Consider the following 26,943-nt stretch of genomic DNA (forward strand, 5'->3'; position numbering starts at 1 on the left):
AATTTTAGCCGGATTAGTGAGTGGTAGTGAAATTTCTTTTACTCAAATTTAGGTATTTGCTGACCGTTCTTGTTATAAATACCAGAATAATAAGCTACTGATATTCTCTATCTTTTTTATCTTTAATCCATCATAGCTAGCGATGCAACAAAGCCCGCTGGAATCCAGTTTTTATCTTGACTCAAAGCTAAGTTTTCTGGACCCAAGTAGTCAAGGCACTGGGATGACACCCTTCTTGGTGGAGATTGCTCTTAAATAACAATGCTCGTACAGTTGTGATTAAGCTAATGCATTGTCAATTCTTTTAGAATTATCCTCAACATTATTTATTACTTGTTCAGCATTAACTTCATCAAAATTAGGAGAAGGCCATTTTGTTTGTACATAAAACACATCATGTATAGCGTTTGCAACCAGAAAAACTGCAGCAAGGGCAAGTGCTGCCACTCCCGCATAACATACGAAAGAGGCATCACATGAAGAGTAAATCGCAAAAGCAACATAACTTGTTAGAACTGCAAGAGCTAACTGACAAAATACACTGGATTTATTGATTCTCCCATACTCGACTAATAATTTTTTAACTTCACTATTCCATAAGAATGATTCATTAATTTCTGTATTAGGATCTGCACCATTTTTTAAGCAAAGCTCTACAATTTTAATATTTCTAAGTGATACAGCATGAGATAATAGATTTGTCCCTGCATAAGGTTGGTTTATATAATCACCAAACTGTCCATCCTTGCTACTCTTGAACTTAGAAAAAAGCTTCTTTAAGTATTCTACATCTTTGTTCAAGATAGCAAAACTTAAAGAAGAACTCAAATCATCAGCAGAGTTAATTTCATTTAAATCCTTCATCAATCTCTTGTTTGTTGTATATATCCATCTATTAAACTTTTCGTTCGATATTTCTCCAAGCTCTTCACCTGTCATATTGGTTGTTTTTTCAAATTCCTCGTCTGTCATCACTATTATATCTTCGTATTTTATCTTTGAGATCTCTTCCAAATTGAGTGAAGTAAGATACTTATACGCATTATTTATCTGCTTAAACATTTCTTCATATTTTTTTCTTACCGCTTTTTCTTTGTTTTGATTTTTATCTGGATGAAACTTAAGCCCTAGTTCTTTATATTTTATTGTTATTTGCCTTTTACTAGGATTAGCGCTATCACTAAGACCTAATATTTCTAAAGCTTCCTTTCTATTCACAATAAATCCCCTACTGAAATATCTTAAGTTAAGTATAACCCAAAATTTCAAAAAGCAAAGCTTTTTATGTCAAATTGTGCCTGTTGCACAATTCCATCACTGCACGAACATTGTGATTTGATAGACTGGGAAAGGGTGTCATCCCAGCACCCTGACTACTTGGATCCAGCTGAGTTGGTGAGTATAAAAGTATAGCTTCTACGTCATACCGCCGCGGTATCTCATCCGCTAACAAGCAGCGGGATGACGAAGTTATTGTCATGCCGCTGCGAACCGTCATACCGCCGCGGTATCTCTTAGCCGCTAACAAGTAGCGGGATGACGAGGTTATCGTCATGCCACCGCGAACTGTCATACTGCCGCAGACCGTCATACCGCGATTCATTCGCGGTATCTTTTAGCATAGATCCCGCTAACAAGCAGCGGGATGACGAGCTTATTGTCATGCCACCGCGAACCGTCATACCGCCACGGTATCTCAGCCGCTAACACGTAGGGGAATGACGAATTACTTAACCATCATCTACACCGTCATACCGCCGCGGTATCTCTTAGCCGCTAACAAGTAGCGGGATGACGAGGTTATCGTCATGCCACCGCGAACCGTCATACCGCCACGGTATCTCAGCCGCTAACACGTAGGGGAATGACGAATTACTTAACCATCATCTACACCGTCATACCGCCGCGGTATCTCTTAGCCGCTAACAAGTAGCGGGATGACGAGGTTATCGTCATGCCACCGCGAACCGTCATACTGCCGCAGACCGTCATACCGCGATTCATTCGCGGTATCTTTTAGCATAGATCCCGCTAACAAGCAGCGGGATGAAAGCAATCCTACGTCATACCGCCGCGGTATCTCTAGATCCCGCTAACACGTAGCGGGATGACGGTTGTCGTTTAGCTATAAATGTTAAGAAATTTACCAAATGAAAAAAAAGGCAAAAGAAGCCCCGTGGTTGGCTAGTTACTTACATTATACTTTCAAGTATGGCGTTTTTTTATTCTAAACGCTTAATAACTGCGACTCAGCTGCTTTTAAGCCGCAACTAATCTAAATTATAAACGTTAAGAAATTTACTAAACAGAAAAAAAGGCAAAAGAAACCCTAAGGTAGCTAGTTACTCACTATCCATTTTTTAAGTTGGCGTTTTTTAATGTTTTAAATGCTTTATAAGCGTATTTCAGCTTGTATAGGTAAAAACCCAGAAATTTTTAAAGACATAAGGTGCACATAGTGCAAAAAATTAAACATGAGACGCCAAATACGTTGAGTTTTTTTGTCATTTAATCTGTACAGAGAAGATAAATAAATAGCTTCAGTTTTCATGATAAGGGGGCTGGCAAAGGGTGTCAAGCAAGTTTTTTCGTTTAATCCGTTTCTATGAGCTACTTGGATGACGAGGAAGGAGCACTTACATATTTATGGCAACCTCATTACCTACGCTCAAACAGTTTTTCAATATCACTTAGTTTCATTTCTATATAAGTTGGCCTTCCGTGGTTGCATTGTCCGGAATATGGGGTTTTTTCCATTTGCCTCAGCAACTCATTCATCTCCTCTAATCTCATTTTCCTGCCTGCTCTAATTGATCCATGACAAGCGATAGTGGCCAATATTTTGTTCACTTTATCTTCTACTGGCAATGTATCTTCTATTTCCGTTAATCTACCCACTATATTAATTAGCATCTCTTTCACATCTATTGCTCCCAAAATTGCAGGGATTTCTTTTACTATCACTTTATTCTCTGATTTGATTTCAATATCAAAACCCATTTCAAATAACTTATCTTTATAGATTTCAATCATCTCCATTCCAGCTTGATTTTTGATTTCAACCGTTTCAGGAAGAAGTAGTTTTTGTCTTTTTATACTTGATTTTTGTTTTAGGCATTCATATACTAGTCTTTCGTGGGCTGCATGCTGATCGACTATAATCAATTTGTCCCTTACCTCGGCAATAATGTAAGTATTATAGACCTGACAGCGTGCAAACCCGAGTGGGTGGCTCTCTATCAAATCAACTTGCTCTAACACCTTTTTTTCTAGAACCATAGCCTCCGCTTGTGCTGGGAATTTCTGTATGCCGGTATAATCAAACGATTTTGACTGTTCTGATAAGCCTTTTGCTTTTTCATTTGGAGAGGCAAATTCTTTTATTAGTTGATTTTCAAAAGGACTTGGCCTCCTTTCGTAAAATTCTTTTTGAACATTAGACTTATCAAAAGGATCTGATAATGAACCTTTCACAAAACCCTCTATCGTATTAGTAGTTTTCTGGTCACTAGCTGGAATAACATCAAAGGTGCCTATCCTTCTTGACAACGCTTTAATTAATCCTCTTGTCACTATCTCATATATGAGCTTCTTATTCTGAAACCTTACTTCTGATTTATTTGGATGCACATTTACATCTACTTGATCATAAGGTATCTCTAAATGTAACGCTGCAAAAGGATACCTATCGCTTGGAATAAAATCATGATATGCATACCTAACCGCACCAATAAGTAAATTATCTTTAATTGGCCTTCCATTAACAAACGTATAGATCTGAGTTGACTTACCACGATTGACGGTCGGCTTACAGATGTGTCCCGTAAGTTTAATGCCGTCTTCTTCTTCATTGACCTCCAAAGAATTGCCCTGAAATTCTTCTTCTACTTCACACAATCTATGAAATAACGAAGTCTGCTTAGCGTATTTTAAGAGCTTTTTATTACCTGAAGTGAGAGTAAACCCTATATGATAGTTAATCATTGCTAGGTTATTTACAATATCAACAATGCTTTGAGTTTCTGCTCTTTCGGTTTTTAGAAATTTTAGTCTATTTGGGGTAGCGAAAAACAAATCTCGTACTTCAATATGTGTCCCTTGTGATAAAGAGTAAGGAATTAGCTCCCCTATTTTCTCTCCACCCTCATAACTTATAGACCATGCTTCACTTGCTTCTCTTGCCTTAGACGATAATTTTATCCTACTTACTGCTGCAATTGAAGGTAGAGCTTCTCCTCTAAAGCCAAGATGCTTGATTTCTATCAACTCACTATCGCTCAATTTTGAAGTAGCATGGCGCATAAACGCAAGTTCTAAATCGTTTTTTTCTACTCCGTTACCATCATCTGTCACAATAATAAGGTTACGCCCACCACTTTCTATTTTGATCTCTATTTCTAAACTTCCAGCATCTATTGCATTTTCCACTAATTCCTTTACTACACTTGCTGGCCTTTCTATCACCTCCCCCGCTGCTATACGGTTTATGGTTTTTGTGTCTAAAAGAATTATTGCCATAGATTTATTATGAAACTGGTTTTTCTTTTACTTCTTTGGTCTGTTTCTCTCTCCACTTTTTTAACCTACCTGCAATTTCACTGTTGGAAATTGACAATATAGATACGGCGGTAATGGCAGCATTATATGCTCCATTTTCTCCTATAGACATGGTTGCAACTGGAACACCCTTTGGCATTTGAACTATAGAGAGTAGACTGTCCAGCCCATTTAATTGTTTACTATGCACAGGAACGCCGATAACTGGTAAACAAGTTAGTGACGCAACCATACCAGGTAAATGAGCTGCACCCCCTGCACCAGCTATAATAACCTTAAAACCTTCTTCTTGCGCAGACTTGGCAAAATTGAAGAGCCTTTCTGGTGTTCTATGTGCAGATATTATGAATATGTCATGTGAAGCTTCTAATGCTTTTAACATATCAACGGTATGGATCATAGTGGTGTAATCTGACTCACTCCCCATAATAACAGCAACATCTTTTTTTATTTTTGTCATATTCAACACAATTTTACTTACTAACTAAATAATGTTCCAGCTAAAAAGCAACAAATATTTAAGTTATATTATAAATAGAATATATAGAATTCTCGTTAAAATGGAAATTTTAAAAATTTAAATAAATATCTATATTAAGATATAGAGTATAAACTTCTTATGTAAGATAAATTTATAAAATAATTATTTTTGTATTTCAAGCTTTGTAATTTTAGCTTGTTCTTTCTGTAAATGACTTTTTCAGATAGGCTGATAGTAAAATGATAATTTAAAGTTACTAGAAATTTGATTGAAATATTAATATACAATCAACTTAAAGTTTTAAATATTGATATCATATAATTATTGACAAGTTATATGATATTAATATCTTGGTATATTAAATATTATGTTATAATGTTTAATAAAGTTAATTGATATGTGAGTGTAAAAATTATGGAAATAATATCGTTAAATAACTTAGACAGTGCAGGAATAAAAACAAAGTTGCTTTATATAATAAATAAAATTATAGAAAAAAATGCTTGGACTCAGGCTTTTGCAGCTGAGAAACTTGGTATTGATCAGCCAAAGGTATCGCAAATTAAAAATGGTAAAATAGATGGTTTTTCTTTAGAGCGATTGTTAGGATTTCTAAAAAAACTTGATCATGAAATAACAATCACGATGACAGAAAGCCAAGAAATAAAATCTGAGGCAGAAAAAGTAAAACATGAAGTTGAATCGCAATAGATACAAAGTTGACAACTTGTTTTTTGTGATATAGTATAAAACTTATTAAGGTAGTATCTTATGGCTGAGTCTATTGTAGAAAAGTGTACAGAACAGGTAAGTAACCGTTTCAAATTGGTTCTATTGGCAAGTCAAAGAACACATGATTTAAATACAGGGGCAAGTAATCCAGTTCAAACAGCTCAGTTTAAAGACCATAAGAACACCATAGTTTCCTTACATGAAATAGCAGAAAAACAGGTGGATACTCATGACCTATTTAACCTTTTGGTAGGTAGATGCAAGGAGTACATGAAAGGAAATATGAATAATGTTTACAGCAGTAATACAAGTAAGCTAGCGAATTTATTAAATTTTTCTGATAACACAGATCTTGATGTAAGTCAAGAAAGCCAAGATTATGAAGTGGATGGTGAAATAAATGATCAAGATGGCGATGAAGAAGTATCCGTTTAGAAATCTACTGAAGTTACATAGTCTTTAAATGATTCACATTGCTATCTATACACTGTTGTTCTGTATGAGTGTAATGTTGTGTCGCATAGTCTCTAAGTCAAGTGATGTGTACAATAAGGTTTTAGCGTTCAATAATTTCTCAACGCAAGTAGTTGTACTCATAACAGCAATATCAATCATTCTGAATAATTTTTTTTTAATTGATATAGCATTGTTGTATGCTAGCGTTAGCTTTATATCAACTATAGCACTAATGAGATTAATGTTGTTTTAATAATTTATGATAGGATCCGTTCTTATATTTTTAGGCATTTGTTTAGTAATTATTTCAAGTGTGGGAGTAATTAGATTTCCTGATTTCTATACTAGGTTACATGCAGCAGGTATTACAGATTCTAGCGGTGCAACGTTATTGTTAATTGGTTTTGCTTTGCAGAATGGATTTTCAATCAATACTGTTAAAATAATATTATTAATTCTTATAATATGGGTAGCTAGCTCAACTAATGGCTATATTTTAGCGCGCACTTATTATAAAGTTAAGAAAAAAACTGTTAAAGAAGGTTAAGGTGTTAGAAATATTAAATGTAGTGCTACTTTTGTTGTTACTAACAGTTACGGTTTTTATAGTCTTCTCGCGACATTTAGTCGTAAGTGCTGTTCTAATGTGTGTATTTAGTTCACTTATTGCGCTTATATACTTAATTATGAATGCACCTGATGTTGCAATTACTGAAGCTTCTGTTGGTGCGGGGCTCAGTACGGTTTTTACGTTTGCAGCACTCTCCTTGATAAAGAATCATAAAGTAAATCTATCTCATAACCCTATAACGCTTTTTTTTATGTTATTTCTGGCTGTATGTTTGTCATATTTTATGATTCAATTGCCAGATTTTGGCAGCCACAATGCTCCGATCCACTTGCATGTTGCTCCTTATTATGTGGAAAATACCGAAAAAGCTACCGGTATTCCTAATATAGTGACAGCTGTTTTGGCAAGCTTTCGTGGTTATGACACGTTTGGAGAAACTATAGTAGTTTTTACTGCTGCGCTTTGTATAACGTTGATATTAAAAGAAGAAAAAGAAAATGATTAAAGATCCGATATTAAATGCAGTAACATTTTTGATGATACCTTTTATCATTTTATTTGGTTTATACATACAATTTCACGGTGATTACACTCCGGGTGGAGGTTTTCAAGCAGGAATAATTATTGCCTCCGGGATAATATTATATTCAATGCTATTTGGTGTATCTACAACTCTAAAAGCAATACCTTATTCTGTGATTAGATTGACTAACGTGTTAGGTATTTTAATTTATGGAGGAACGGGCGTTGCAACAACTTTACTTGGCCAAAGTTTTTTATCTTACGATATCTTGTCAGCCAATAATAGAACCGGTCAAAAATTGGGTATTTTTTTTGTGGAATTAGGTGTAGCATTTACTGTCTGCTCCTCTATGTTAATTATATATATAAATTTTGCTCGTAGGAAAAAACAATGACTTTATATAATTATACAATTATTATTATATTAATGGTGCTAGGTTTATATATTATTATAAACGATAAAAATTTAATCAAGAAAATGATAGGAGTAAGTGTCTTCCAAGCATCTGTTTTGTTGTTTTACATATCTCTAGGGTATATAAAAAGTTCCTTGCCTCCTATATTGGTTTCAAATTTTTATTCATATAGCAATCCTATACCCCATGTTTTAATGCTTACTGCTATAGTGGTTGGAATTGCAACATTTTCAGTTGGATTGTCCATAGCAGTAAAAATAGAAGAAAAGTATGGAACAATTGATCAAGACAAGTGTACATAAATTAACAGTATCTTAAACTATATGAAGTAACAAATAGCCACAAGTTAAAAGTAAAATTATAGACTTGCTCGTTGTAAGTTTGTTTGTTAATAAGGAATGAAATTATAAACTATAAAGGTAATGATGTCAACTATTAATGATGCAGAAGATAAGAAAAAAATTATCAGAGATCTTGTAACTAAAAGTATAAAAAAAGGTGGTTTTGTCACCTTTGATGATATAAATGATAAATTATCAGATGAAAATTTTTCGTCTGACTTTATAGATGATGCTATATCTTTATTGCAGGACTCCGGAATTAATGTGCTTGAAAGTAGCGAAGATGAAGAAGATGTTCCTTCCAACAGTGATGATAGTAAACTTGATGATGATGACACATCGCCAAATGTTACTGCAACTTTAGTACAAAATGATGATCCAGTAAGGATTTATTTACAAGACATGAGCTCTGTAAAGCTTTTGTCAAGGGCAGATGAAATCGAGATAGCAAAAAAAATTGAATCTGAAAAGCATAACATGTTACGTGCAATAATTGAAACATCAGTAACATTAAAGGTGATAAAAGTATGGCGTGATGATTTAAGTAGTGGAGCTCTCTTACTGAGAGAAATTATAGATCTGGATGCAATTTATAACTCTGATTTTAATGTGGTACCCAAAGAAGAGAGTGAAGAAAGTGCTGAAGATGTTGAGGATTCTGAGGATGTTTCTGAAGATGCTGAGTATTGTAGTGATGATGAGAAAGATAGTAAAAAAAGTGATGATGAGAAAGACGGTGATAATGAAGATATAAGTTCAGTCAATTTAAATGTTTCTATTCTTGAAATGGAAAGTGACTTATTGCCAAAGGTCATAGTTGCATTGGATGAGATAATTACTTTAACAAATGAAGCGTTGATATTAAGAAAAAATTCTAAAAATTTCTCTAATGAGCTAGAAATTTTGTATAATCAAATATGGTCTATGGCATTACAAATTAAGTTAAGTGATGCTGCTGTTGCCAGAATTACACAAGAACTTTATAAGATAAATAGATCCATCACGCTTGATGAGGCTAATCTTATTGCTGAGGCTAGAAAATACGATATCAATAGAGAAAGTTTCTATAAAGTTTATGATGACGTGCTTTTAAAGCACGAGTTGAAAGAGATAAGTCTTTTAAAGATCAATGAAAATCAGTCCTCTTTTACAGGTGAATCAAAAAACAAATTTTTAAGGTTTATAGACGATAACTCTGAACATATAGCTAGTACTTTGAACGGTATTAAGCAGCATATACAGGAAGATAACGTGCAAGAATTTAAGGAGCTAATCAGGAGAATACAAAAACACGAACGAGAAGTCTCTGAAGCAAAGCAAGAAATGATTAAGGCTAACTTAAGGCTAGTAGTTTCCATTGCTAAGAAGTATTCAAAAAGAGGTCTTGATCTGCTTGATTTGATACAAGAAGGCAATATTGGTCTTATGAAGGCCGTGGATAAGTTTGATTACAAACGTGGATATAAATTTTCAACTTATGGCACTTGGTGGGTAAGACAATCGATCACTAGGGCAATACCTGAGCAGTCTAAAGTAGTTAGAATACCAGTTCATATGGTGGAAATTATCAGTAAAATCAACAGAACATTAAGAAAGATGACTCATGAGATGGGGAGAGAGCCGACGTTAGAGGAATTGAGTGTAGAACTGACAATGCCACTGGAAAGAATACGCAAAGTTATGAAAATAGCAAGGGATCCAGTAAGTCTTGAAGCTCCAACAGGAAAAGATGATAGTAGTACCTTCGGTGATTGTATAGAAGATAAGCGAGTCTCCAGACCAGAGGATGCTGCAATACTTGCTGACTTGCGTGGCATTACAACCAATGTTCTTGCAACTTTAACACCAAAGGAAGAAAGAATTCTAAGAATGCGTTTTGGCCTTGGTAAAGATGGGAAGGAGCATACCTTAGAAGAAGTAGGAAAAATTTTTAATGTAACACGTGAGAGAATCAGGCAAATAGAGGCAAAAGCACTGCGCAAGTTGAAACATCCAAGCCGCGCTAGAAAACTTAGAGGGTTCTTTTAAGTATACGTGTCAAGTTAAGAAGAAGCTGATTTTGCCCGGAAAAAGTGGAGAAAAAGTCAGAGCGTTTTTAAAATAAAACGTTTTTTCAAAAAGGTATGATATGAAGGAAATACACAATAAAGTTTAAAATGGGGGTTGTAAAAAAGTTGCACCGCTATTTTTCTTTTTTTATGAATCTAATGAAACAACATGCTAATCTACGGTAAATATTATGACAAATAAAAATGAAGATTTTAATTCAAAGTATAGAAATTTTTATGTTCTGGGTGATAGTTTATCCGATAATGGTGCAATCATTGGAATTTTAAATAATTTATCCTTTGCAAAAAGCGTAAAGTTTGGTGACCCTTTTTATCAAGGAGGATCTTTTAGCGATGGCCCTACTGCTGTTGAATATGTAGCAAAATATTTAGATTTAGACGAATTTAAACCTGGGTGGAGTTATTCATTTTTTGGTAGATGCCACGAACAGCAAGGTCAAAACTATGCAGTTTCATGTGCAACAGCATCTGAAATTTTTGACCCTATTTTTTCTTATTTCTTCAATAAATTTCGTTTAGCTAACCAGCTAGATGCGGTAATTAAACATCATCCAGATATAGGTAAAGAAGATTTATTTTGCATCATAATCGGCGGAAATGATGTTATGATTGCCACTGCTTATGACGATACTAAAGCGGAAGAAGTATTGGAACAAGCAGTGAGTGAAATATGTAATGCACTTAAGGTTCTAAATGAACATGGTGTTAAGCATGTAGTTGTTGCAAACGCACCTGAAGTTGGCTTAATACCAGCTTTTAATAGAGATGAAGAAGCAAGGGAACTAGCTACAAAGCTCATAGAGAGTTTCAATGCAAAATTGGCTAATGGCTTAGATTATATGAAGAAAAGTACAGATCTTGAAATAAAAGCATTTGATCTTAACTCTAAAATGAAAAGTATGCTTGGCGAATACAAGAGCAAAGGTTTAAATTGTCAAGATGCATGCACATCGAACATTGCAGACCAAATTGGGAGATTTAAAGAAAATATAAAAATACTCTTAAAGTTGATATTTAAAGGGGAACTTGACGTTCACTATAACCCTGAGTGTAGCAAAGAAACACTAAAGGATTACTTCTTTTTTGATTATTTCCATCCAACTGCAGAACTTCATCATGAAGTTGGTAATGAAATGTATGAGTTGATTTGACACAGTTTTTTTGAACATATCCTTTTAAATAGTAACCGTTCACTCAATGGCGTCAACTTAAGAACTTTCATTAGCAAACTCTCCTAAAGACATGATGGCGTTTGGGCTTATCTACCTTATTGCGGCTGTCCTGGTCGGATTTTAACTTTAGCGCGTATACTTGCTCTATCAAAAAGGGCTTGAAAGTTTTTTGGCGCAATAAGTACCTGATAGAGTTTCTGCCTCATTACACCAAATAAAACTGAAAAATTTATCAGCAATTTTATCTGGATTCCAAGGCCCTTGTGATATGAAGCGACAATATATTACACATGACTAAGTTTGCCCAAAATTCTTGTAATACAGCCTCTAAATTTACGCCAGAAAAATTCTCTAACTCTGCACCTATTTTGAGTCGTTTATAGCACTCTTCTATATGCCACCTTAACACATAAGCTTTGCTCCAAAGTCTCGGTCAAAAACTCTGTTTCCCCATTGGCTAATGTAAGCACTATTACTCTTACTTTTTGGCTTTTCGTTTTATTTTCTAGCACAAAATCTAATTCACCAGATGAACCATAGCTTGCTATAATTTCTTTTTTGCAAGCGAAAAATAAAGTCTACTTTCAATTCATAATGCTGCTGAATAAATTTTAATGAAGACGGTCGTAGATAAATAATTTGATTTAATGAACGCATTTGAGTAACGACTTCAGGTTTCTGCTAACGTTTGCTCAATAGGCTGTTTGGATGCTTAAATTCTTTAAGACCTGTATTTATATCTTGCTTTAGAAAAAGCTTGCTTTGAGGGTGGAACTTAATGAGCTCACATTCTATTTCCTAAACTTTTCTTAATTAACTTTAAAATCATAGAAAATACTGTCGTAAAAGGAAGTTTTCTTGTTCGTGTAAAACTCAACACAATGGATTCTCTGAAAAGCTTTCGAGTATATTATATTTTTAATTTGTAGAATAAGATTTTTTCCTTTTTGCATGTTTCACCTAAAAAGGACATATTTTAGACTTCTTTGTTGAAATAAAACAGAAACAAAAGTGCTGTTTATTGCAGCTTTTGGGTAATTTAATGGTAAAAAATTTAGAGAGAAGTTTTATACACAATCACTGATATTTTCCCTTAAGTTGACGCCATTGGCTGAACGGATACATCCGAGTAGCACATCCTTTACTTTGTGGGTATACTTTTTTTTGACATGTAGTTATATCTTTTTTAATACAAAGCATATATACTTATGCATTATATATTTTTTTGTATGAGGAGTTATATGAAAATAAAGAGATTGTGCGTTTTGGCTGTGTTGCTTACTTCATCTTTAGCAGGTGCAGCTAGTAATAGTGCAAGTAAGTCAGAAGATCAGTACTATGCAGGTTTAAACTTTGGTGCCGGATGGGGTGGCGGCTTAAAAATAAAACCTAGCGTTGTTTTTGGTTATCATTATGACAAAAACTCTAAGTTTGAACTTGAGGTTCTCACTGACATAAGTGATATAGCTGATAAAGAAAAAAGGAAAATAGGGGCTAGCTTATTGGCAAATTATCGTTATTATCCTGACCTTGATATTGATCCCGTTAAGCTATATGTCAGTGGAGGCTTAGGAGGATACCTACAAGTAATGCCTTTTAGCTTTGGTGAAGGTGAGGTAGTAGATAAAATACTGGGTTCTATTTCCTACAAACTGAAGGTTGGTGTTGATTATGAAATTACTCCACAGATAGTTGGTGCAGTTGGTATTACTGCAGGTGGACAACTAAGCGGTATAAAAGCATTACAAATACCAGATGCAACTCTGGAGGTAGGAATACGTTATAATTTTTAATGCTGCTAAATTGTAATTTAGTTCATAAAGGTAGAGACAATGTTGAGGATGAAATAAACATCATTAAAAAAATCTGGAAATATATGAGATACTTTTCGAATATGGTTTTGAACGCTAACTATAGATTAGAAAAATAACAAGAAGAAGGGTAAACTCCAGTATTTGTAACCGTTCACGGATTGTGAGAATGAATAAAGAACTAGGTCCAAAGCGTGATGGTATGGATTTAGTATAAATAATACAGGATGCTTGTGTCCACTGGTTACATATAAATTCATAAGGTTTTGAGAGTTTTGAGTCTTTTTGCATAATATAACAAAGTTGTAAAGGTGATCTTTAAGTTGCTTATGTGATTGGTATACCTAAGCACTCCGTTCAACAAGCTAGAACTGCCATATTTGAATACATAGAAATTTTTACAATAAATAGCGTAGGCATTCTGCTATTAATTATTGCATTCCTGAACATTTTGATTCATCGTTCTTTTTGTAAAAAATTTTCTTAACTTTCTCTCTACTTTTTCTCCTATGATTGTTGTCCAATAAAAAATTCAAATTTTGTGAAATCTTTAAAAACCCAATCATTTTTAAGAGTATAGAAAATAGTTGTAAGAAATTTCCTGGCAGTAGCAATAATAGCCTTAGCAGAACCACGCTTTTTTTTTACATAAGCTGTTCAGATAAGCGTATAGCAACTCAAGTACACTGCACTAAAGAATATCACGTTTGTTCCGATCGTGCACTGTTGATTAGATTGAGAAACTCGTGGCACAATTCCAAAATATGCAGTAAGTTTCTCAGGCCTATGAAAATCATTAATGTCTCCAATTGTTGCAATAAAAATAGCTGCAGAAATTGGGCCAATTCCTTTTATGCTGATAAGGTTCAGGAAGCTGTTTGGCAAAAGCTATAATTTCCCTCTCAAGTTTTTTAAGATTTCCCGAATAGCTTCCAAATGATAGCTAATTACTTCAATTTCAACCTTTTCTAAAGGATCCCAAGTATACTTTCCAATAGCACCCACCTTAGTTGTAAGTGCTTCCTTTTTAATTTTTATCCCATGGTAATTAAAAAGACCATGCATTTTATTGATTAAAGATACCCGTAACTGGTCTCTTGTTTGAAGAAGAGAAGCTAACTGCTTGCATTGTTTGCTTTGCTTCAGGCAACATACCTTTGCTTAGAAAAAAAGCAATAGCTCGCGCATCTTGCTTGTCCGTTTTGTTCACAGAGCAACGAACAACTTCAAACTGTCCAGGAGACCACGCTCTTAACATAAGGTGACACTGCGTCATAAAAAAAACAGCTATTGCCTGTTAGCTATTTCATCTGTTTCTTGAAGATTTCTGATAAAATTATTTAAGTCTTTTAAGCGAAACGTTTGAATATACTCCGATTTTCCTTCTTGCAAGTAACAAACAGTAAAACTATTAGTATAATGCCTATGTGACGCATATTTTTCCTCCAATTGCACATTTCAATATATCAGAGTACTGGTTGGTCCAAACTCCTATACGAGGTCATCACATTTTGTGAGCCTCACCGGTGGCAGAATCTGAGTAACGAGGTCTTCTTTCATATACTTTATACAAGAACACTCAGAAAAAGTGCCAACCTGCCACCTATCCACTCTGAAAAGTGATTATCTTCTCTTGCTTCCAACCAAGCAATACCTAATTCATACCTTCTGGGTAAGGTCAGTAGGTGGTAAAATATAAACATTTTATAAAGTGAAAAATGGACTTTTCAGGCCACTGCTGACTCAATACCCAGTCAATATCCTTTCTACCAGTTCTTTTACTGTCGGTACATAGCCATTCTCATAAAACGGATCTTGCTTGAATTTATATACATTATGTCCGGAAAACATGAGTTCATTTTCAATATCGCTGTCATGTATAATGTTTTGCAGTGTCTTTTGTATACAAAAACTCCGTGGATCTGGTTTTTGCCCTGTTGAATGGTCGCCATGATCTTTCCAATTGCTAAACAGGCAATGGCTCAAACATCCCATGCAATTGATTTGATCTTGTCTTATCTCTGCAAATTTGTCTGGCGTCACAAAAATAACAGTTGAATCTGGGGTTTTCATTGCTTCTGTGTACCCTGCTTTAGTCCATGTATTTGCCAGTTCTTTGTCTTTTGCAGTAAGGTAAATCTTCCTACCTCTGCTACCCATTGCAAATTCACTATTGAATTCCTTGCTGGCATTTTCTGAAAACTTTATTTGACGTGAATTCCGTTCCTGCAACTCACGTATGAAGTTATTTTCTACTGCAGATGAGTAAAACCCTGTTGGACTGAATTTATTTAAAAATACGTCACCTTCTTCTAAAGTGAGTAGCTTCTTTTTCCACTCTGCAGAAATTGGGCTTTCTTTCGTCAAAAGTGGACGAGTGCCAAACTGAAAAGCTATTGGTCCAATTTGCAAATTATCAAACCAATGCTCCCAATCTTTCAAATGCCACACTCCTCCTGCCATAACAATTGGTGTTTCTGAAAGACCGATCTCGTTCATAAAAGATCTAAGCTCTGCAACTCTTTTAAATGGAGCCTGTGGTAGCTCTGGGTCTTCACTGTTACTCAGTCCATTGTGACCACCAGCAAGCCATGGATCCTCATAAACTACTCCACCTAGCCAATAAGAAGATATTTTTTGGTAAGCACGTTTCCATAATGCTTTAAAAGCGCGTACCGATGAGATAATAGGGTAATAATAAACCTGATATTTAGCTGCAATTTCTCCAAGCCTATAAGGCATACCAGCACCGCAGGTAATACCATGAACTAAGCCTTTTGCTCTTTCCAATATGCCATGAAGCACGCGTTCTGCTGCCCCCATCTCCCAAAGCACATTCATATGTACTCTTCCACGGCCTTTTGATATTTCATTTGCTATTCTTGCCTGACTAATCCCAGCTTCAATACTATACTCTATCAATTCACTGTGTTTTTCATTTCTTGTTTTGCCTTTGTAAATTAATGGCACTAACTCGCCATTATCATCAATAAGCTTAGCATTTGCACCAGAAAACGTACCCACAGCATCTGCTGCAGCAAATGCTCCACTTGACCTTCCATCACTGATTGCAATGCCTTTGCCACCCTCGATGATTGGCCACACTTCCTTTCCTGAAACTACTATCTTTTTTATCTTATTTTTCAAAGCTTCCTCTTAATCTTTCACTCTATTTTACTTAATTACGAAAAAAATAATAGCTGTTTATTTTTTCTTGTATCATTAAAGCTTCTATAGCTACTATCCTATCCACGCTGTTGTAGTTTGAGAGCAATTTCCGCTAGGGAAGGGTGTCATCCAAGTAGCCTCTTCTTGTCATTCCAGTGCTTGACACTGGAATGGCTTTGTTGCATCGCTAGCTATGATGGATTAAAGATAAAAAAGATAGAGAATATCAGTAGCTTATTATTCTGGTATTTATAACAAGAACGGTCAGTAAATACCTAAATTTGAGTAAAAGAAATTTCACTACCACTCACTAATCCGGCTAAAATTCAAGAATTTCAATGCTTTAGCTATTTTCAATAGAATTAAATTTATTAATACAAATAACAAATTACTATTCTTAAATTTGATCAGATTGATTGCAAAAAAACAAGATTTTCTATAGGTTGCTTACAATCCTAACTATGTTAGCCTTTCATAGGTAGCGATGCAACAAAGCCCACTGGAATCCAGGATTTTGATTATAAGTAAGCATACTGAGCTGATGACTAAAGGTAGCTGTTTTATGCTAAAACAAACGTTTTTGATACAGAAGCTGGATCCCAGTGGGCTTTGTTGCATAGCAACTGAAAAAATCTGGTGGCTACTGACAAAATTCATTATAAAATAGCCATTTAACCTTTGAAGAAAAAATATGCCACAGAAAATGAAAGTCAGTAACCAAAACGAATATAACAAATTCCTTGAAAAAAGGGGAAATATTTTTCGTTACATCGATGAAGCTATCGAAAATTGGTATGAAATTGGGCCAAAAATGCAGGGCGGCAACTATATTTATAGTGATAAAGTGGTGATTTTGATACATATAACAACCCATCTATTCAGAATAGGTTTGAGTGGGATTTTTAGAGGGATACATTGAACAAATAGGAAAAAATTTGCAGCTATTCACAAGCATCAAAAGAAACTTAATATTAAGATCAATGATTGCAGAGTTGATAAAAATAATATGGAAGATATCGAAATTGCCATAGATAGCACAAGCATCAGCATTTATAACCTGGCCACAGCAAGGAAAATAGCGAAAATAGAAAGTATCGCAGCTATGAACAAGTAAAGAAACTACACGTAATGTTGAATATAAACAGCAAAAAAGCCATAGCTGCAAAATACAGTAACGGTCTGATCACTATGGAGCTTGCGATTTGCTTAAAGAAGTTCATGCCATAAAAGCACTATATGCAGACAGAGCATATGACAGACATAAACTCTATAAATTGTATGATGAATGCGGCATAAAGACAAAAATTCCTCCAAAAAACGATGCAGCAGAGCATCCAAAGTATGGCAGAGAGAAATGCTGCAATTAGACTAATAAAGTCATACAGCGAAGATGGAATGAAGAGGTGGAAAAGGCAAACAAACTACGGAAAAAGATCTTATGTAGAAAGTTTTTTCTCGCGACTGAAACAAACATTCGGGTTTAATTTTCGGAACAAATCTGAAATTAATCGTGGGAAGGAACTGCTACTCAAGTGTTATTTGCTGAATAAATTTATCGAAATAGGCGTGCCTAAGTTTGAAATGGCTACATAAGTTTTTCCTGATCTATCCAATACAAGGTGCTATGCAACAAAGCCATCCCAGTGTCAGCTACTTGGATGACACCATTTGCTGCACATTCAGGTTAAAACGTTCGCACAATTGTGTGCTTGACACTGGTCCTTTTTTCCAGATTCCAGCGTCATGTGCTGCCAAAAGGTAGGCTGTTAGTCTTTCACTTAAATCACAGTTGTACAAGAGATCTATTACATACTTGCTGTAAGAAATTTTAATTGTTGACATACCTAGTTAATAACAAGGTCTATTCTTTTTTAACCTGAGTGCAATTGCGTCTTCCCAAACTTCACCATTATGCAATAACTTTTCTTTATTGTACATTAGCTCCTCTCTTGTTTCAGTAGCAAATTCAAAGTTAGGACCCTCCACAATTGCATCAACTGGACATGCCTCTTGGCAAAGTCCGCAGTATATGCATTTTGTCATATCAATATCATAGCGCGTGGTACGGCGACTACCGTCTTCTCTTTCCTCTGCTTCAATCACTATTGCTTGAGCAGGGCAGATAACTTCGCATAATTTACAAGCTATGCATCGTTCTTCACCGTTTGAATACCTACGCAACGCATGCTCACCACGAAACCTTGGACTTAGAGGACCCTTCTCCATAGGATATCTCAACGTAACCTTTGGTTTGAACATATATTTCAATGTAATAGCAAACCCTTTAATTAACTCTACAAAAGACCAATACCAAGCTAATTTCTTGAGCATAAAATATTTAAAACTTGTGTCAGTCATTATAAATCATATTATCAGTTTTCAAAATAAATATTTTCACCTGGGTGACTTTTACAGCTTTTCTATATAATACATTCACTAGTATGATAGTACTGCATAAATATAAACTAGCAAGATAGATAAAAATTTTGAATATTTTCAAATTAGGTATTTTGGTTTCTTAAGTGTAATATTGCTAAGTAGTTTATATAAATAATGACAAACACAAATGAAACTATTTTCGCTTTATCGACCGTATTTGGTAAGTCAGGAGTTGCAGTAATTAGAATTTCAGGCAACTACGCGCTTAAAGCTTTAAATCATTTTCATATTAAGAAAGAAATTAAACCAAGATTTGCTACTTTAGTTGATCTATATGATGATTCCAATCAATTGATAGATAATGGAATAATCATCTATTTCCCTGCTCCAAACAGTTTCACTGGCGAGGACGTTATAGAGTTACAAGTGCATGGAAGCAAGGCAGTCATAAAAATCATCTCGGAGGAATTATCGAAAATTTTTGTTATGGCCAGACCAGGAGAATTCTCACTTAGGGCTTTTCTAAATGGTAAATTTGACTTAACGCAAATAGAAGGGATTGCAGACTTAATTGATGCTGAGACGAAAATGCAAGCTAAACAAGCGATTAAGCAGATATCAGGAGAATTGGAGAGACTATACAGCAATTGGAGGCAAAGATTAATAACGATACAATCCAAAATCGAAGCATATATAGACTTTCCAGAGGACATTTGGGCAGAAAAAAGTGAATTGGAAAAAATTAATAATGAAGTGCAATCTCTCGTGCAGTTGATACAAGAGCATTTAAATGATAATAGACGGGGCGAAAGGTTGCGTGAGGGTTTACATATTGTAATAACTGGTGAACCAAATGTCGGTAAATCAACTCTGTTTAATTTCTTAGCCAAGCGTGATATTGCTATTGTTTCTGAATATGCAGGCACAACAAGAGATATACTTGAAGCTCATATTGACATTGGCGGATACCCAATCATTCTCTCTGATACTGCTGGAATTCGTGAGAGTTCAGATCCAATAGAATCAGAAGGTATAAGTCGAGCGAAAAAGAGGTCTTTTGAAGCTGATTTAAGAATAGAACTATTTCCTTTTGAACAACGACACGATGTCAACTATCAAGCCGCAGGCAATATACCATCTGTCGTTGACACACAACTATGCAAATATTGTAATCAACAAACGGTGTCATCCCAGTGCGTGACACTGGGATCCAGATATAAAAATACTTGCAAATTATGCAATAGACAATGGATTCTAGAAACATGTGCTGAAAACAATGTTCATGATGAGATAAGCTGGATTCCAGTGTCAGCTACTTGCATGACATCAGACCAAAATGACACCATTTATGTTCTGAGCAAAGCTGACGATGTTATCAATAATCACAATATAAAAATTAATGGCATAGATCTTTTACCCATTTCTATTCTAAAGGGAATGGGTACAAACAAGTTGATCTCTCTCATAAAAGAGAAGGCAGAGGAAAAATTTGGGCATGATAGAGACACTCCTGTGATTACTCGGCAAAGACATAGGAGTCACATGCAGAAAGCACTGGAACATTTACAACGTTTTAATATCGATAATCCAATTGAATTAATATCTGAAGATTTGAGGCTTGCTGCATTTGAACTTGGTGCGGTGATTGGAATTATTGATGTTGAGGAAATATTGGACAGTATATTTAGCAACTTCTGCGTGGGCAAGTAAAGCTTTTATAGATTGCTTAAAATCAAATGTTGTGATAGAAAAGAAATGGACGGATGGCCGAGCGGTTTAAGGCACCAGTCTTGAAAACTGACGTACGTGATGAGCGTACCATGGGTTCGAATCCCATTCCGTCCGCACGCTACTTTTAGCATCCCACTATGTTAGCTGATTTTTAGAGCTTATTTGGACTATGTGGTTCGTAACGCTGGAAATCTTATCTGATCTAGCCACATTTTTAAAAATACATCCCTTTGTAAATTGACCTTATTAGCGAAGAAAGCTAATATCTATAAATAGATTACCATCTGAATATGAAAACCGATATAGTAATAATAGGTGCAGGGCCTGTTGGAATATTCACTGCTTTTCAAGCGGGAATGCTTGATATGGGATGTCATATAATAGATGTTTTGGATCAAGCAGGAGGACAATGCACTGCTCTTTACCCAGAAAAGCCAATATACGATATACCTGGTTATCCTGTAATTACTGCCCAAAAATTAATTGAGCAGCTAATGGAGCAAGCTTCGCCATTTAAGCCTATTTACCATTTAAGTCAAAAAGTAGAAAAGATTTCGAATAACTGCGATCAAAGCTTTATTATCATAACTAATACAGGCACAGAGGTAAAATGTAAGGCTGTTATTGTTGCTGCAGGTAACGGAATGTTTGAACCTAACCGTCCACCCTTAAGTGGTATATTAGAATATGAAAATAAATCTGTATTTTACAGTGTAAATAAAATTTCTGATTTTCAGGACAAAACTATAGTCATTGCAGGGGGGGGTGATTCTGCAGCTGATTGGACTGTAGAACTTTCTAAAGTTGCAAAGAAAATTTATGTGATACATAGAAGAAAGGAATTTCGCTGCACTCCTGAAACTAGAAATAAATTAGAATCACTTGAAAATGATGGAAAGATAGAACTGGTAGTGCCATATCAATTACACGAACTAGCAGGAGGTAATGGGCAGTTGAGCGCAGTGATAGTAAAAAACATTGCCTCTAAGGAAGAAAAAGAAATATCCGCTGATTTTTTGCTGCCATTTTTTGGATTGTCAATGAATCTTGGTCCAATAAACAATTGGGGTATAGAGTTAGAACATAGCCGCATAGTTGTTGATCCGACTACCTTAAAAACCAGTAGAGATAGGATATATGCAATCGGAGATATAGCTACTTATTCAGGCAAACTAAAGTTAATATTAAGTGGTTTTGCTGAGAGTGCCATGGCTTGTTATGACATATACAAAGTAATCCACAACTCTCCAGTCAATTTTCAATACTCGACTTCAAAAGGAATTCACGGGAAAGAAAAACTTGCTTGACACCCTTCGCCAGCCCCCTTATCATGGTACTGAAGGTATTCATTTATCTTCAATCTGTGCAGATTAAACGACAACAGTATTACGTAATTGGCGTCTTATTTTTAATTTTTTGCACTATGCGCACCCTACGTCTTCACAACATTTCTGGGTTTTTACCTATATAAGCTGAAACGCGCTTATAAAGCGTTTAAGACAGTATAGCACGCCAATTTGCAGGATTAGAGAGTGACAACTAGCTAATACGGGATATCTTTTGCCTTTTTTTCTGCTTAGTAAATTTCTTAAACATTCAAACTAAGGTGAGTTGCATTTAAAAGCAGCTAAATTGCAGTGTTTAAGACTTAAAAAACGCCAATGTTCTAAAATAGATATTAATCGGGGCTTCTTTTGCCTTTTTTTTCATTTGGTAAATTTCTTAATGTTTGTGGCTAAACGACAACCGTCATCCCGCTACTTGTTAGCGGGATCTAGAGATACCGCGGCGGTATGACGGTTCGCGGCGGTATGATGGTTCGTGGCAGCATGACGATAACCTCGTCATCCCGCTACGTGTTAGCGGCTGAGATACCGCGAATGAATCGCGGTATGACGGTTCGCGGCGGCATGACGGTTCGCGACGGCATGACGATAAGCTCGTCATCCCGCTACGTGTTAGCGGGATCTCTTGTTAGCGGCTGAGATACCGCGAATGAATCGCGGTATGACGGTTCGCGGTGGTATGACGGTCAAGTAATTCGTCATCCCGCTACTAGTTAGCGGGATCTATGCTAAGAGATACCGTGACGGTATGACGGTTCGCGGCGACATGACGGTTAAGTATCCCGCTACGTGTTAGCGGCTGAGATACCGCGAATGAATCGCGGTATGACGGTTCGTGGTGGTATGACGGTTCGCGGCGGCATGACGATAAGCTCGTCATCCCGCTACGTGTTAGCGGGATCTCTTGTTAGCGGCTGAGATACCGCGGCGGTATGACGGTTCGCGGCGGGATGACAAGAAAGGAGTAGCAGGATGACAGAGAGTAATGCAAGAAAATAATTGGATTTTTTGTAATGCTACAGAGTTCAGTGTTTTCTATAAATTTTCACGTAATTTGTTAGCAAAATTGACAGTTGCTGAAATACTGGGTAGAATGTTTACATAAATGAGCCTTCAAAGTCACTTGAAAATAGCAACGTCCAAGGGTTTTCTAGAATCCATGAATAATCTACTTTGTAAAATTCACAAGACCTATTAAAATATTTTTTTACTTTTCATCGTATATTTCTCAACATATTATCTTTAAGTACTAAAATAATTAACAACATGGCATTATTAATAGTTGAATCACCTGCGAAAGCAAAGACAATAGGTAAATATTTGGGTAAAGAGTTCAAAGTAGCTGCATCCTTTGGACATGTGAGGGATCTTCCAGCAAAAAACGGTTCTGTCGATCCGGATAATGATTTTGCTATAAAGTATGAAACCATTGAAAAAGCAGAAAAGTATATAAAAGAGTTAGTAAAAGCCGCAAGCAAAACATCAGATATATATCTTGCAACAGACCCAGACAGAGAAGGGGAAGCAATGGCTTGGCATGTGATAGAGACATTAAAAGAAAAGAAAGCAATCAGTAATGAAAACAACATTTATAGAGTAGTCTTTAATGAGATAACAAAAAGAGCAGTACAAGAGGCTATAAAAAATCCACGTGAAATAAATATGGATTTAGTGCGTGCACAGCAAACACGCAGAGCTTTGGATTATCTAGTTGGATTTAGCTTATCACCGCTGTTATGGACGAAATTGTCGGGGAGCAAGTCTGCAGGACGCGTGCAGTCTGTTGCATTAAAGCTTATATGCGAACGAGAAGATGAAATCAGTAAGTTTATAACACAGGAGTATTGGAGCATAAAGGCAGAAATGCAAAATAGCAAAGATGAGGCTTTTTTTGCTATGCTAAGCCACTATGACAATAAAAAGCTAGAAAAATTTGATATTAAGAATGAAGAAGAGGCAAAGAACTTAGTCAGGGAGATTGAGTCAAGGCAGTATGCTGTAAGCACAGTAGAACGCAAGCAAGTTAAGAGAAACCCGCTTCCTCCATTTATTACTTCAAGTCTTCAGCAAGATGCAGTGAATAAACTGTATTTTAATGTGAAAAGTGTTATGCGCATAGCGCAAAATTTATATGAAGGTATCGATATTGGTGGTGAAACTGTAGGGTTGATAACTTACATGCGTACAGATGGGTTTCATATTGCAGATGAGGCTATAAACTCAATTAGAGGGTCAATTAAGTCATTATATGGTGATAAATATTTACCGCAGTCTCCTCGTAAATATGTAAAAAAGGTCAAAAATGCTCAAGAAGCACATGAAGCAATTCGTCCAACTGATATCAACAGAACGCCGGGTAGTATTAAGGATTACTTAACGCCAGAGCAATTTAAATTGTACGATTTAATCTGGAAAAGAACCATTGCAAGTCAGATGGAATCGGCGATCCTTGATCAAGTGGTAGTTGAAATTAGTTCTACTGACCAGAAAGTAATTCTGCGAGCAAGTGGATCAAGTATATTCTTTGATGGTTTTTATAGAGTCTACCAAGATAACATAGAAGCCGAAAATGAAGGCCTGCTACCTGTCATGAAAGAAGGGGAAGCGTGTAAGCTGATTTCAGTTGAGCCAAAACAGCACTTTACTCAACCGCCACCTCGTTATAGTGAAGCAAGTATCGTAAAAAAAATGGAAGAAATCGGTATAGGCCGCCCATCAACTTATGCAACAATTATTTCGGTATTACAAGATCGTGAGTACGTTTCATTGGATAGCAAAAGGTTTATTCCAAGCAGTCGTGGTAAAATCGTTACTATATTTTTAGAAACCTTTTTTCAGCGTTGTATAGAGTATGATTTCACAGCACAAATGGAAGAAAAGCTTGATTTAATCTCAAATGGACATGCAGATTGGAAAAAAGAATTAGGCCACTTTTGGGTGCCATTTTTTGGTCATGTAAACTTTGTCAAGCAAATGACGCATGATGAAGTTTTCAGCGGCATTCACGATTTGGTAGTCGATTGGTTTTGTTCAGAAGAAGGAAGAAAAGAGGTGAATACGAAATGTCCTATTTGCTCTGATGGCATATTGAAATTGAACTTCGGGCGCGCGGGGGTATTTCTTGGATGTTCTAACTATCCTGAATGCAACCATACAAAAGAAATTACAGGTAGTAACGACAATTCAGAATATCCAAAAAGTTTAGGTGTAGATGATATAACAGGACAAGAGGTAGTAATTAAAAAAGGTCCTTTTGGGCTTTACCTGCAGTTTAATAATGAGTCAGAAAAGAAAAAAGCGGTTTCTATACCAAAAGATATAAATGTTAATGAGATTGATCTGAGCACCGCTACTCAGTTACTTTCCTTGCCAAAAGTAATCGGAGAACACCCTGAAACCGGAAAGGAAGTAAAAATAGGCCTTGGGCGATTTGGATACTATATTTTCTATGATGGTAAATACTTTTCTCTTAAGAAAAGCTCCAAAGAGGTGCTGAATACAGAATTGAGCGAAGCTGTACAAATTATTGCAAACAGTCCACGCAAAGAACTAAAGTCTCTCGGGGTTAATGAAAAGGGAAAAGAAGTTTTCATCTGCAACGGTAGGTACGGATTCTATATAAAATGCGGTAAAACAAACGTTGCTTTGGGCAAGAGTGCAGATATTGAAAGCATAGATTTGAAGAAGGCTTTAGAGTTGATTAAGGGCAAGAAGTAAATACTTAAAAGGTATATATTTATAACTTTTTTATAAATAAAATAAGTTGAGGTATTGTATCTTATAATTGAAAAAAATACTTGTAAGTTCTATTTTTAGTACATACATTAGCATTTTTATAATTTACGGAATAAAATTATGTTAAATAATATTGAACATTATGATTTATACAAAATTTTTGAGAAATATCGTGAAAATAATGATGGGCTAGCAGACTATGAGCGTTTAATAGGTAAGTATATTGAGAAGGCGGTTGAAAAAGGTAATAATTGCTTTGAAGAAAGTGGTCTGCTTTGCCCGATAACAGGAGAACTAATATTGGAGCCTGTTAGAATAATATATGATGATGATTCAGAGTCGCAAAATGTGTTTGAGTACCATGAGATTTTTAAGCGGTGGAAAAAAGAAGGGGATAACGCAACAGATCCATGTACCAAAAGGCCTATAAAAAATCTTTGTATAGATGAGGAAATAAGACAAACAATACAGGATAAATTATGGGAATGCTTCAATGAATATTATTATGAGTTACTGGGTAATGAAAAAAGAGGTATTAATGAGGCAATAAGCTTTCTAAAGTTAATGCGATTTACTGAGTATGGTGATTACTATCAGGTGTTACAATGTCTTAATGATGGTGTTAATATTAATGCTCAAAACAATAATAATCAAACCCCATTACACATTGCTTCCTTAAAAGGTATGGCTAATATAGTAAAACTTCTTTTAGAGAGAGGTGCTAAAATAAATATCCGGGATAATCAAGGTGAAACTGTATTACACTATGCTTCTTATTATGGTTACCGTGCTATAGTAGAAATTCTTTTAAAGAAAGGTGCTAAAATCAATACCCAGGGTAATCTGGGTAAAACTGCATTATATTATGCTACTTTTGCTAATAATGTTGGTATGATTAAATTTCTTCTGGAGGCAGGAGCCAAAGCTAATGCGAAAGATGATTTTGATAGAACATCACTTTCCTTTACTGACAATAAGGAAATAATTACTTTACTTAGAAATAAACAAATTATTGAGTCGGTTATTGAGGGTAATGATAATCAGGTGTTACGGTGTCTTAATGATGGTGCTGATGTTAATGCTAAAAACGATAATAAGGAAGCCATATTACACATGGCTTCCTTAAGAGGTATGACTAATATAGTAAAACTTCTTTTGGAAAATGGTGCTGACATTAATATCCAGGATAATCTGGGTAGAACTGCATTACATTATGCCGCTTCTGCTAATAATGCTGATATGGTTGAATTTCTTCTGAAGGCAGGAGCCAAAGCTAATATAAAGAATAATAATGGTAGAAAACCATCTTCTTTTACTGAAAATAAAAAAATAATAGGTTTATTTGAAAATCCACCAGCTAGATGCCTTTCTGATGTTATGGTTAGCTGTCTTTCAACGCCCCCTTCTGTTTTTTGTGGAAAGTAACATGGATTGATGTATCAGTCAATAGATGTAC

28 protein-coding genes, 1 tRNA gene and 5 pseudogenes are annotated in these 26,943 nt (G+C 35.5%); 21 read left to right on the top strand and 13 right to left on the bottom strand.

Annotated features, from left to right (window positions below; all coding sequences use genetic code 11):
• Positions 1–279: 279 nt before the first annotated feature.
• The 6 genes from ACJZL1_RS05935 to purE all read right to left on the bottom strand — a co-directional run bounded on the left by ACJZL1_RS05935 (position 280) and on the right by purE (position 5,017).
• Entirely contained in the window at positions 280–1,218 is a 939-nt protein-coding gene (locus ACJZL1_RS05935) for a J domain-containing protein (RefSeq protein ID WP_419247174.1), read from the bottom strand.
• A gap of 64 nt (positions 1,219–1,282) precedes the next feature.
• Complete coding sequence (locus ACJZL1_RS05940) at positions 1,283–1,573, bottom strand: hypothetical protein (protein ID WP_419247175.1); 291 nt, start codon at positions 1,571–1,573, stop codon at positions 1,283–1,285.
• On the bottom strand, positions 1,515–1,682 hold the full coding sequence (locus tag ACJZL1_RS05945) for a hypothetical protein (RefSeq protein ID WP_419247176.1): 168 nt from the start codon (positions 1,680–1,682) through the stop codon (positions 1,515–1,517). The genes ACJZL1_RS05940 and ACJZL1_RS05945 overlap by 59 nt, the downstream gene beginning before the upstream one ends.
• A gap of 233 nt (positions 1,683–1,915) precedes the next feature.
• The gene (locus tag ACJZL1_RS05950) at positions 1,916–2,038 is read right to left on the bottom strand and encodes a hypothetical protein (protein ID WP_419247177.1); all 123 of its coding nucleotides are present in this window, start codon (positions 2,036–2,038) and stop codon (positions 1,916–1,918) included.
• Positions 2,039–2,658: 620 nt separating this feature from the next.
• Positions 2,659–4,518, bottom strand: a complete 1,860-nt coding sequence (gene mutL / locus ACJZL1_RS05955; RefSeq protein ID WP_419247178.1) for a DNA mismatch repair endonuclease MutL — start codon at positions 4,516–4,518, stop codon at positions 2,659–2,661.
• 7 nt (positions 4,519–4,525) lie between these two features.
• Positions 4,526–5,017: a 5-(carboxyamino)imidazole ribonucleotide mutase gene (gene purE, locus ACJZL1_RS05960; protein WP_265026107.1), complete on the bottom strand. Its 492-nt coding sequence runs from the start codon at positions 5,015–5,017 to the stop codon at positions 4,526–4,528.
• Positions 5,018–5,452: 435 nt separating this feature from the next.
• Here purE and ACJZL1_RS05965 point away from each other — a divergent pair, with 435 nt between their 5' ends.
• The 9 genes from ACJZL1_RS05965 to ACJZL1_RS06005 all read left to right on the top strand — a co-directional run bounded on the left by ACJZL1_RS05965 (position 5,453) and on the right by ACJZL1_RS06005 (position 11,296).
• Positions 5,453–5,749 carry a helix-turn-helix domain-containing protein gene (locus ACJZL1_RS05965; RefSeq protein ID WP_010081926.1) on the top strand — a complete coding sequence of 99 codons (297 nt, stop codon included), beginning with the start codon at positions 5,453–5,455 and terminating at the stop codon, positions 5,747–5,749.
• A 60-nt stretch (positions 5,750–5,809) separates the two neighbouring features.
• A complete protein-coding gene (rpoZ, locus tag ACJZL1_RS05970; protein ID WP_265034658.1) occupies positions 5,810–6,205 on the top strand; it encodes a DNA-directed RNA polymerase subunit omega in 396 nt (131 codons plus the stop codon).
• Between the two features lie 28 nt (positions 6,206–6,233).
• Positions 6,234–6,479: a monovalent cation/H+ antiporter complex subunit F gene (locus ACJZL1_RS05975; protein ID WP_320109922.1), complete on the top strand. Its 246-nt coding sequence runs from the start codon at positions 6,234–6,236 to the stop codon at positions 6,477–6,479.
• A 6-nt stretch (positions 6,480–6,485) separates the two neighbouring features.
• Positions 6,486–6,773: a monovalent cation/H(+) antiporter subunit G gene (gene mnhG, locus ACJZL1_RS05980; RefSeq protein WP_265026105.1), complete on the top strand. Its 288-nt coding sequence runs from the start codon at positions 6,486–6,488 to the stop codon at positions 6,771–6,773.
• Between the two features lies 1 nt (position 6,774).
• Positions 6,775–7,302: a DUF4040 domain-containing protein gene (locus ACJZL1_RS05985; RefSeq protein ID WP_250294918.1), complete on the top strand. Its 528-nt coding sequence runs from the start codon at positions 6,775–6,777 to the stop codon at positions 7,300–7,302.
• Positions 7,295–7,714, top strand: a complete 420-nt coding sequence (locus ACJZL1_RS05990; RefSeq protein ID WP_265026104.1) for a Na(+)/H(+) antiporter subunit B — start codon at positions 7,295–7,297, stop codon at positions 7,712–7,714. The genes ACJZL1_RS05985 and ACJZL1_RS05990 overlap by 8 nt, the downstream gene beginning before the upstream one ends.
• Entirely contained in the window at positions 7,711–8,037 is a 327-nt protein-coding gene (locus tag ACJZL1_RS05995; protein WP_265026103.1) for a cation:proton antiporter subunit C, read from the top strand. Before ACJZL1_RS05990 ends, ACJZL1_RS05995 begins: the two co-directional genes overlap by 4 nt.
• Positions 8,038–8,160: 123 nt before the next feature.
• Positions 8,161–10,104: an RNA polymerase sigma factor RpoD gene (rpoD, locus tag ACJZL1_RS06000; RefSeq protein WP_419247179.1), complete on the top strand. Its 1,944-nt coding sequence runs from the start codon at positions 8,161–8,163 to the stop codon at positions 10,102–10,104.
• Between the two features lie 211 nt (positions 10,105–10,315).
• Positions 10,316–11,296, top strand: coding sequence for an SGNH/GDSL hydrolase family protein (locus tag ACJZL1_RS06005; RefSeq protein WP_419247180.1), 981 nt, complete (start codon positions 10,316–10,318; stop codon positions 11,294–11,296).
• Positions 11,297–11,366: 70 nt separating this feature from the next.
• Here ACJZL1_RS06005 and ACJZL1_RS06010 read toward each other — a convergent pair.
• A pseudogene (locus tag ACJZL1_RS06010) lies at positions 11,367–12,270 on the bottom strand (transposase).
• 288 nt (positions 12,271–12,558) lie between these two features.
• Between ACJZL1_RS06010 and ACJZL1_RS06015 the strand changes: the two are divergent.
• Both ACJZL1_RS06015 and ACJZL1_RS06020 read left to right on the top strand, forming a co-directional pair.
• Complete coding sequence (locus ACJZL1_RS06015) at positions 12,559–13,110, top strand: outer membrane beta-barrel protein (RefSeq protein WP_265034655.1); 552 nt, start codon at positions 12,559–12,561, stop codon at positions 13,108–13,110.
• Positions 13,111–13,477: 367 nt separating this feature from the next.
• Positions 13,478–13,602: pseudogene (locus ACJZL1_RS06020) on the top strand (IS3 family transposase); the annotation flags it as partial.
• 33 nt (positions 13,603–13,635) lie between these two features.
• Here ACJZL1_RS06020 and ACJZL1_RS06025 read toward each other — a convergent pair.
• The 4 genes and pseudogenes from ACJZL1_RS06025 to ACJZL1_RS06040 all read right to left on the bottom strand — a co-directional run.
• Positions 13,636–13,779: pseudogene (locus ACJZL1_RS06025) on the bottom strand (IS110 family transposase); the annotation flags it as partial.
• 69 nt (positions 13,780–13,848) lie between these two features.
• Positions 13,849–14,577 (bottom strand): annotated as a pseudogene (locus ACJZL1_RS06030) (transposase); the annotation flags it as partial.
• A gap of 116 nt (positions 14,578–14,693) precedes the next feature.
• Positions 14,694–14,831 (bottom strand): hypothetical protein, encoded by a 138-nt coding sequence (locus ACJZL1_RS06035; RefSeq protein ID WP_265026099.1) that lies wholly within the window; start codon positions 14,829–14,831, stop codon positions 14,694–14,696.
• Between the two features lie 40 nt (positions 14,832–14,871).
• Positions 14,872–16,275 carry an NAD(P)H-dependent flavin oxidoreductase gene (locus tag ACJZL1_RS06040; protein ID WP_419247181.1) on the bottom strand — a complete coding sequence of 468 codons (1,404 nt, stop codon included), beginning with the start codon at positions 16,273–16,275 and terminating at the stop codon, positions 14,872–14,874.
• A 117-nt stretch (positions 16,276–16,392) separates the two neighbouring features.
• Here ACJZL1_RS06040 and ACJZL1_RS06045 point away from each other — a divergent pair, with 117 nt between their 5' ends.
• The 3 genes and pseudogenes from ACJZL1_RS06045 (at position 16,393) to ACJZL1_RS06055 (ending at position 17,889) form a co-directional block, all read left to right on the top strand.
• Positions 16,393–16,551: a hypothetical protein gene (locus ACJZL1_RS06045; protein ID WP_265026097.1), complete on the top strand. Its 159-nt coding sequence runs from the start codon at positions 16,393–16,395 to the stop codon at positions 16,549–16,551.
• A 229-nt stretch (positions 16,552–16,780) separates the two neighbouring features.
• The gene (locus ACJZL1_RS06050) at positions 16,781–16,963 is read left to right on the top strand and encodes a hypothetical protein (protein WP_419247182.1); all 183 of its coding nucleotides are present in this window, start codon (positions 16,781–16,783) and stop codon (positions 16,961–16,963) included.
• Between the two features lie 24 nt (positions 16,964–16,987).
• Positions 16,988–17,889 (top strand): annotated as a pseudogene (locus ACJZL1_RS06055) (IS5 family transposase).
• Positions 17,890–17,946: 57 nt separating this feature from the next.
• Here the strand turns inward: ACJZL1_RS06055 and ACJZL1_RS06060 are convergent.
• Positions 17,947–18,138 (bottom strand): hypothetical protein, encoded by a 192-nt coding sequence (locus ACJZL1_RS06060; protein ID WP_265026092.1) that lies wholly within the window; start codon positions 18,136–18,138, stop codon positions 17,947–17,949.
• A gap of 6 nt (positions 18,139–18,144) precedes the next feature.
• Positions 18,145–18,627, bottom strand: a complete 483-nt coding sequence (gene nuoI, locus ACJZL1_RS06065; protein WP_265035700.1) for an NADH-quinone oxidoreductase subunit NuoI — start codon at positions 18,625–18,627, stop codon at positions 18,145–18,147.
• Positions 18,628–18,849: 222 nt separating this feature from the next.
• On the opposite strand from nuoI, the gene mnmE reads away from it, so the two are divergent.
• The 7 genes from mnmE to ACJZL1_RS06100 all read left to right on the top strand — a co-directional run bounded on the left by mnmE (position 18,850) and on the right by ACJZL1_RS06100 (position 26,912).
• Positions 18,850–20,385: a tRNA uridine-5-carboxymethylaminomethyl(34) synthesis GTPase MnmE gene (gene mnmE, locus ACJZL1_RS06070; protein ID WP_265026090.1), complete on the top strand. Its 1,536-nt coding sequence runs from the start codon at positions 18,850–18,852 to the stop codon at positions 20,383–20,385.
• A gap of 47 nt (positions 20,386–20,432) precedes the next feature.
• Positions 20,433–20,520: transfer RNA gene (locus ACJZL1_RS06075), tRNA-Ser, on the top strand.
• Between the two features lie 176 nt (positions 20,521–20,696).
• A complete protein-coding gene (locus ACJZL1_RS06080; RefSeq protein ID WP_265026089.1) occupies positions 20,697–21,713 on the top strand; it encodes an NAD(P)/FAD-dependent oxidoreductase in 1,017 nt (338 codons plus the stop codon).
• Between the two features lie 486 nt (positions 21,714–22,199).
• Complete coding sequence (locus ACJZL1_RS06085) at positions 22,200–22,391, top strand: hypothetical protein (RefSeq protein WP_419247183.1); 192 nt, start codon at positions 22,200–22,202, stop codon at positions 22,389–22,391.
• A gap of 150 nt (positions 22,392–22,541) precedes the next feature.
• Positions 22,542–22,670, top strand: coding sequence for a hypothetical protein (locus tag ACJZL1_RS06090; RefSeq protein WP_419247184.1), 129 nt, complete (start codon positions 22,542–22,544; stop codon positions 22,668–22,670).
• Positions 22,671–23,018: 348 nt separating this feature from the next.
• The gene (topA, locus tag ACJZL1_RS06095) at positions 23,019–25,469 is read left to right on the top strand and encodes a type I DNA topoisomerase (RefSeq protein WP_265026088.1); all 2,451 of its coding nucleotides are present in this window, start codon (positions 23,019–23,021) and stop codon (positions 25,467–25,469) included.
• 138 nt (positions 25,470–25,607) lie between these two features.
• Entirely contained in the window at positions 25,608–26,912 is a 1,305-nt protein-coding gene (locus ACJZL1_RS06100) for an ankyrin repeat domain-containing protein (protein WP_419247185.1), read from the top strand.
• Positions 26,913–26,943 lie beyond the last annotated feature (31 nt).

Source organism: Wolbachia endosymbiont of Rhagoletis indifferens (assembly GCF_048537595.1).
In the GTDB taxonomy this organism is placed as follows: domain Bacteria; phylum Pseudomonadota; class Alphaproteobacteria; order Rickettsiales; family Anaplasmataceae; genus Wolbachia.

What these genes read in the sequence shown, in the direction of transcription:
- ACJZL1_RS05995 (WP_265026103.1), top strand. Translation starts at nt 7,711, where the DNA reads ATGACTTTATATAATTATACAATTATTATTATATTAATGGTGCTAGGT.
- ACJZL1_RS06035 (WP_265026099.1), bottom strand. Translation starts at nt 14,831, where the DNA reads ATGTTTATATTTTACCACCTACTGACCTTACCCAGAAGGTATGAATTA.
- ACJZL1_RS06050 (WP_419247182.1), top strand. Translation starts at nt 16,781, where the DNA reads ATGCAACAAAGCCCACTGGAATCCAGGATTTTGATTATAAGTAAGCAT.
- mnhG (WP_265026105.1), top strand. Translation starts at nt 6,486, where the DNA reads ATGATAGGATCCGTTCTTATATTTTTAGGCATTTGTTTAGTAATTATT.
- topA (WP_265026088.1), top strand. Translation starts at nt 23,019, where the DNA reads ATGGCATTATTAATAGTTGAATCACCTGCGAAAGCAAAGACAATAGGT.
- ACJZL1_RS05965 (WP_010081926.1), top strand. Translation starts at nt 5,453, where the DNA reads ATGGAAATAATATCGTTAAATAACTTAGACAGTGCAGGAATAAAAACA.
- ACJZL1_RS06080 (WP_265026089.1), top strand. Translation starts at nt 20,697, where the DNA reads ATGAAAACCGATATAGTAATAATAGGTGCAGGGCCTGTTGGAATATTC.
- ACJZL1_RS05940 (WP_419247175.1), bottom strand. Translation starts at nt 1,573, where the DNA reads ATGACAGTTCGCGGTGGCATGACGATAACCTCGTCATCCCGCTACTTG.
- ACJZL1_RS05975 (WP_320109922.1), top strand. Translation starts at nt 6,234, where the DNA reads ATGATTCACATTGCTATCTATACACTGTTGTTCTGTATGAGTGTAATG.
- mnmE (WP_265026090.1), top strand. Translation starts at nt 18,850, where the DNA reads ATGACAAACACAAATGAAACTATTTTCGCTTTATCGACCGTATTTGGT.
- ACJZL1_RS06060 (WP_265026092.1), bottom strand. Translation starts at nt 18,138, where the DNA reads ATGTCAACAATTAAAATTTCTTACAGCAAGTATGTAATAGATCTCTTG.
- ACJZL1_RS06015 (WP_265034655.1), top strand. Translation starts at nt 12,559, where the DNA reads ATGAAAATAAAGAGATTGTGCGTTTTGGCTGTGTTGCTTACTTCATCT.
- ACJZL1_RS05945 (WP_419247176.1), bottom strand. Translation starts at nt 1,682, where the DNA reads ATGACGGTTCGCGGTGGCATGACAATAAGCTCGTCATCCCGCTGCTTG.
- rpoD (WP_419247179.1), top strand. Translation starts at nt 8,161, where the DNA reads ATGTCAACTATTAATGATGCAGAAGATAAGAAAAAAATTATCAGAGAT.
- purE (WP_265026107.1), bottom strand. Translation starts at nt 5,017, where the DNA reads ATGACAAAAATAAAAAAAGATGTTGCTGTTATTATGGGGAGTGAGTCA.
- mutL (WP_419247178.1), bottom strand. Translation starts at nt 4,518, where the DNA reads ATGGCAATAATTCTTTTAGACACAAAAACCATAAACCGTATAGCAGCG.
- ACJZL1_RS06085 (WP_419247183.1), top strand. Translation starts at nt 22,200, where the DNA reads ATGACGGTTCGCGGCGGTATGATGGTTCGTGGCAGCATGACGATAACC.
- ACJZL1_RS05990 (WP_265026104.1), top strand. Translation starts at nt 7,295, where the DNA reads ATGATTAAAGATCCGATATTAAATGCAGTAACATTTTTGATGATACCT.
- ACJZL1_RS06005 (WP_419247180.1), top strand. Translation starts at nt 10,316, where the DNA reads ATGACAAATAAAAATGAAGATTTTAATTCAAAGTATAGAAATTTTTAT.
- ACJZL1_RS06100 (WP_419247185.1), top strand. Translation starts at nt 25,608, where the DNA reads ATGTTAAATAATATTGAACATTATGATTTATACAAAATTTTTGAGAAA.
- nuoI (WP_265035700.1), bottom strand. Translation starts at nt 18,627, where the DNA reads ATGCTCAAGAAATTAGCTTGGTATTGGTCTTTTGTAGAGTTAATTAAA.
- rpoZ (WP_265034658.1), top strand. Translation starts at nt 5,810, where the DNA reads ATGGCTGAGTCTATTGTAGAAAAGTGTACAGAACAGGTAAGTAACCGT.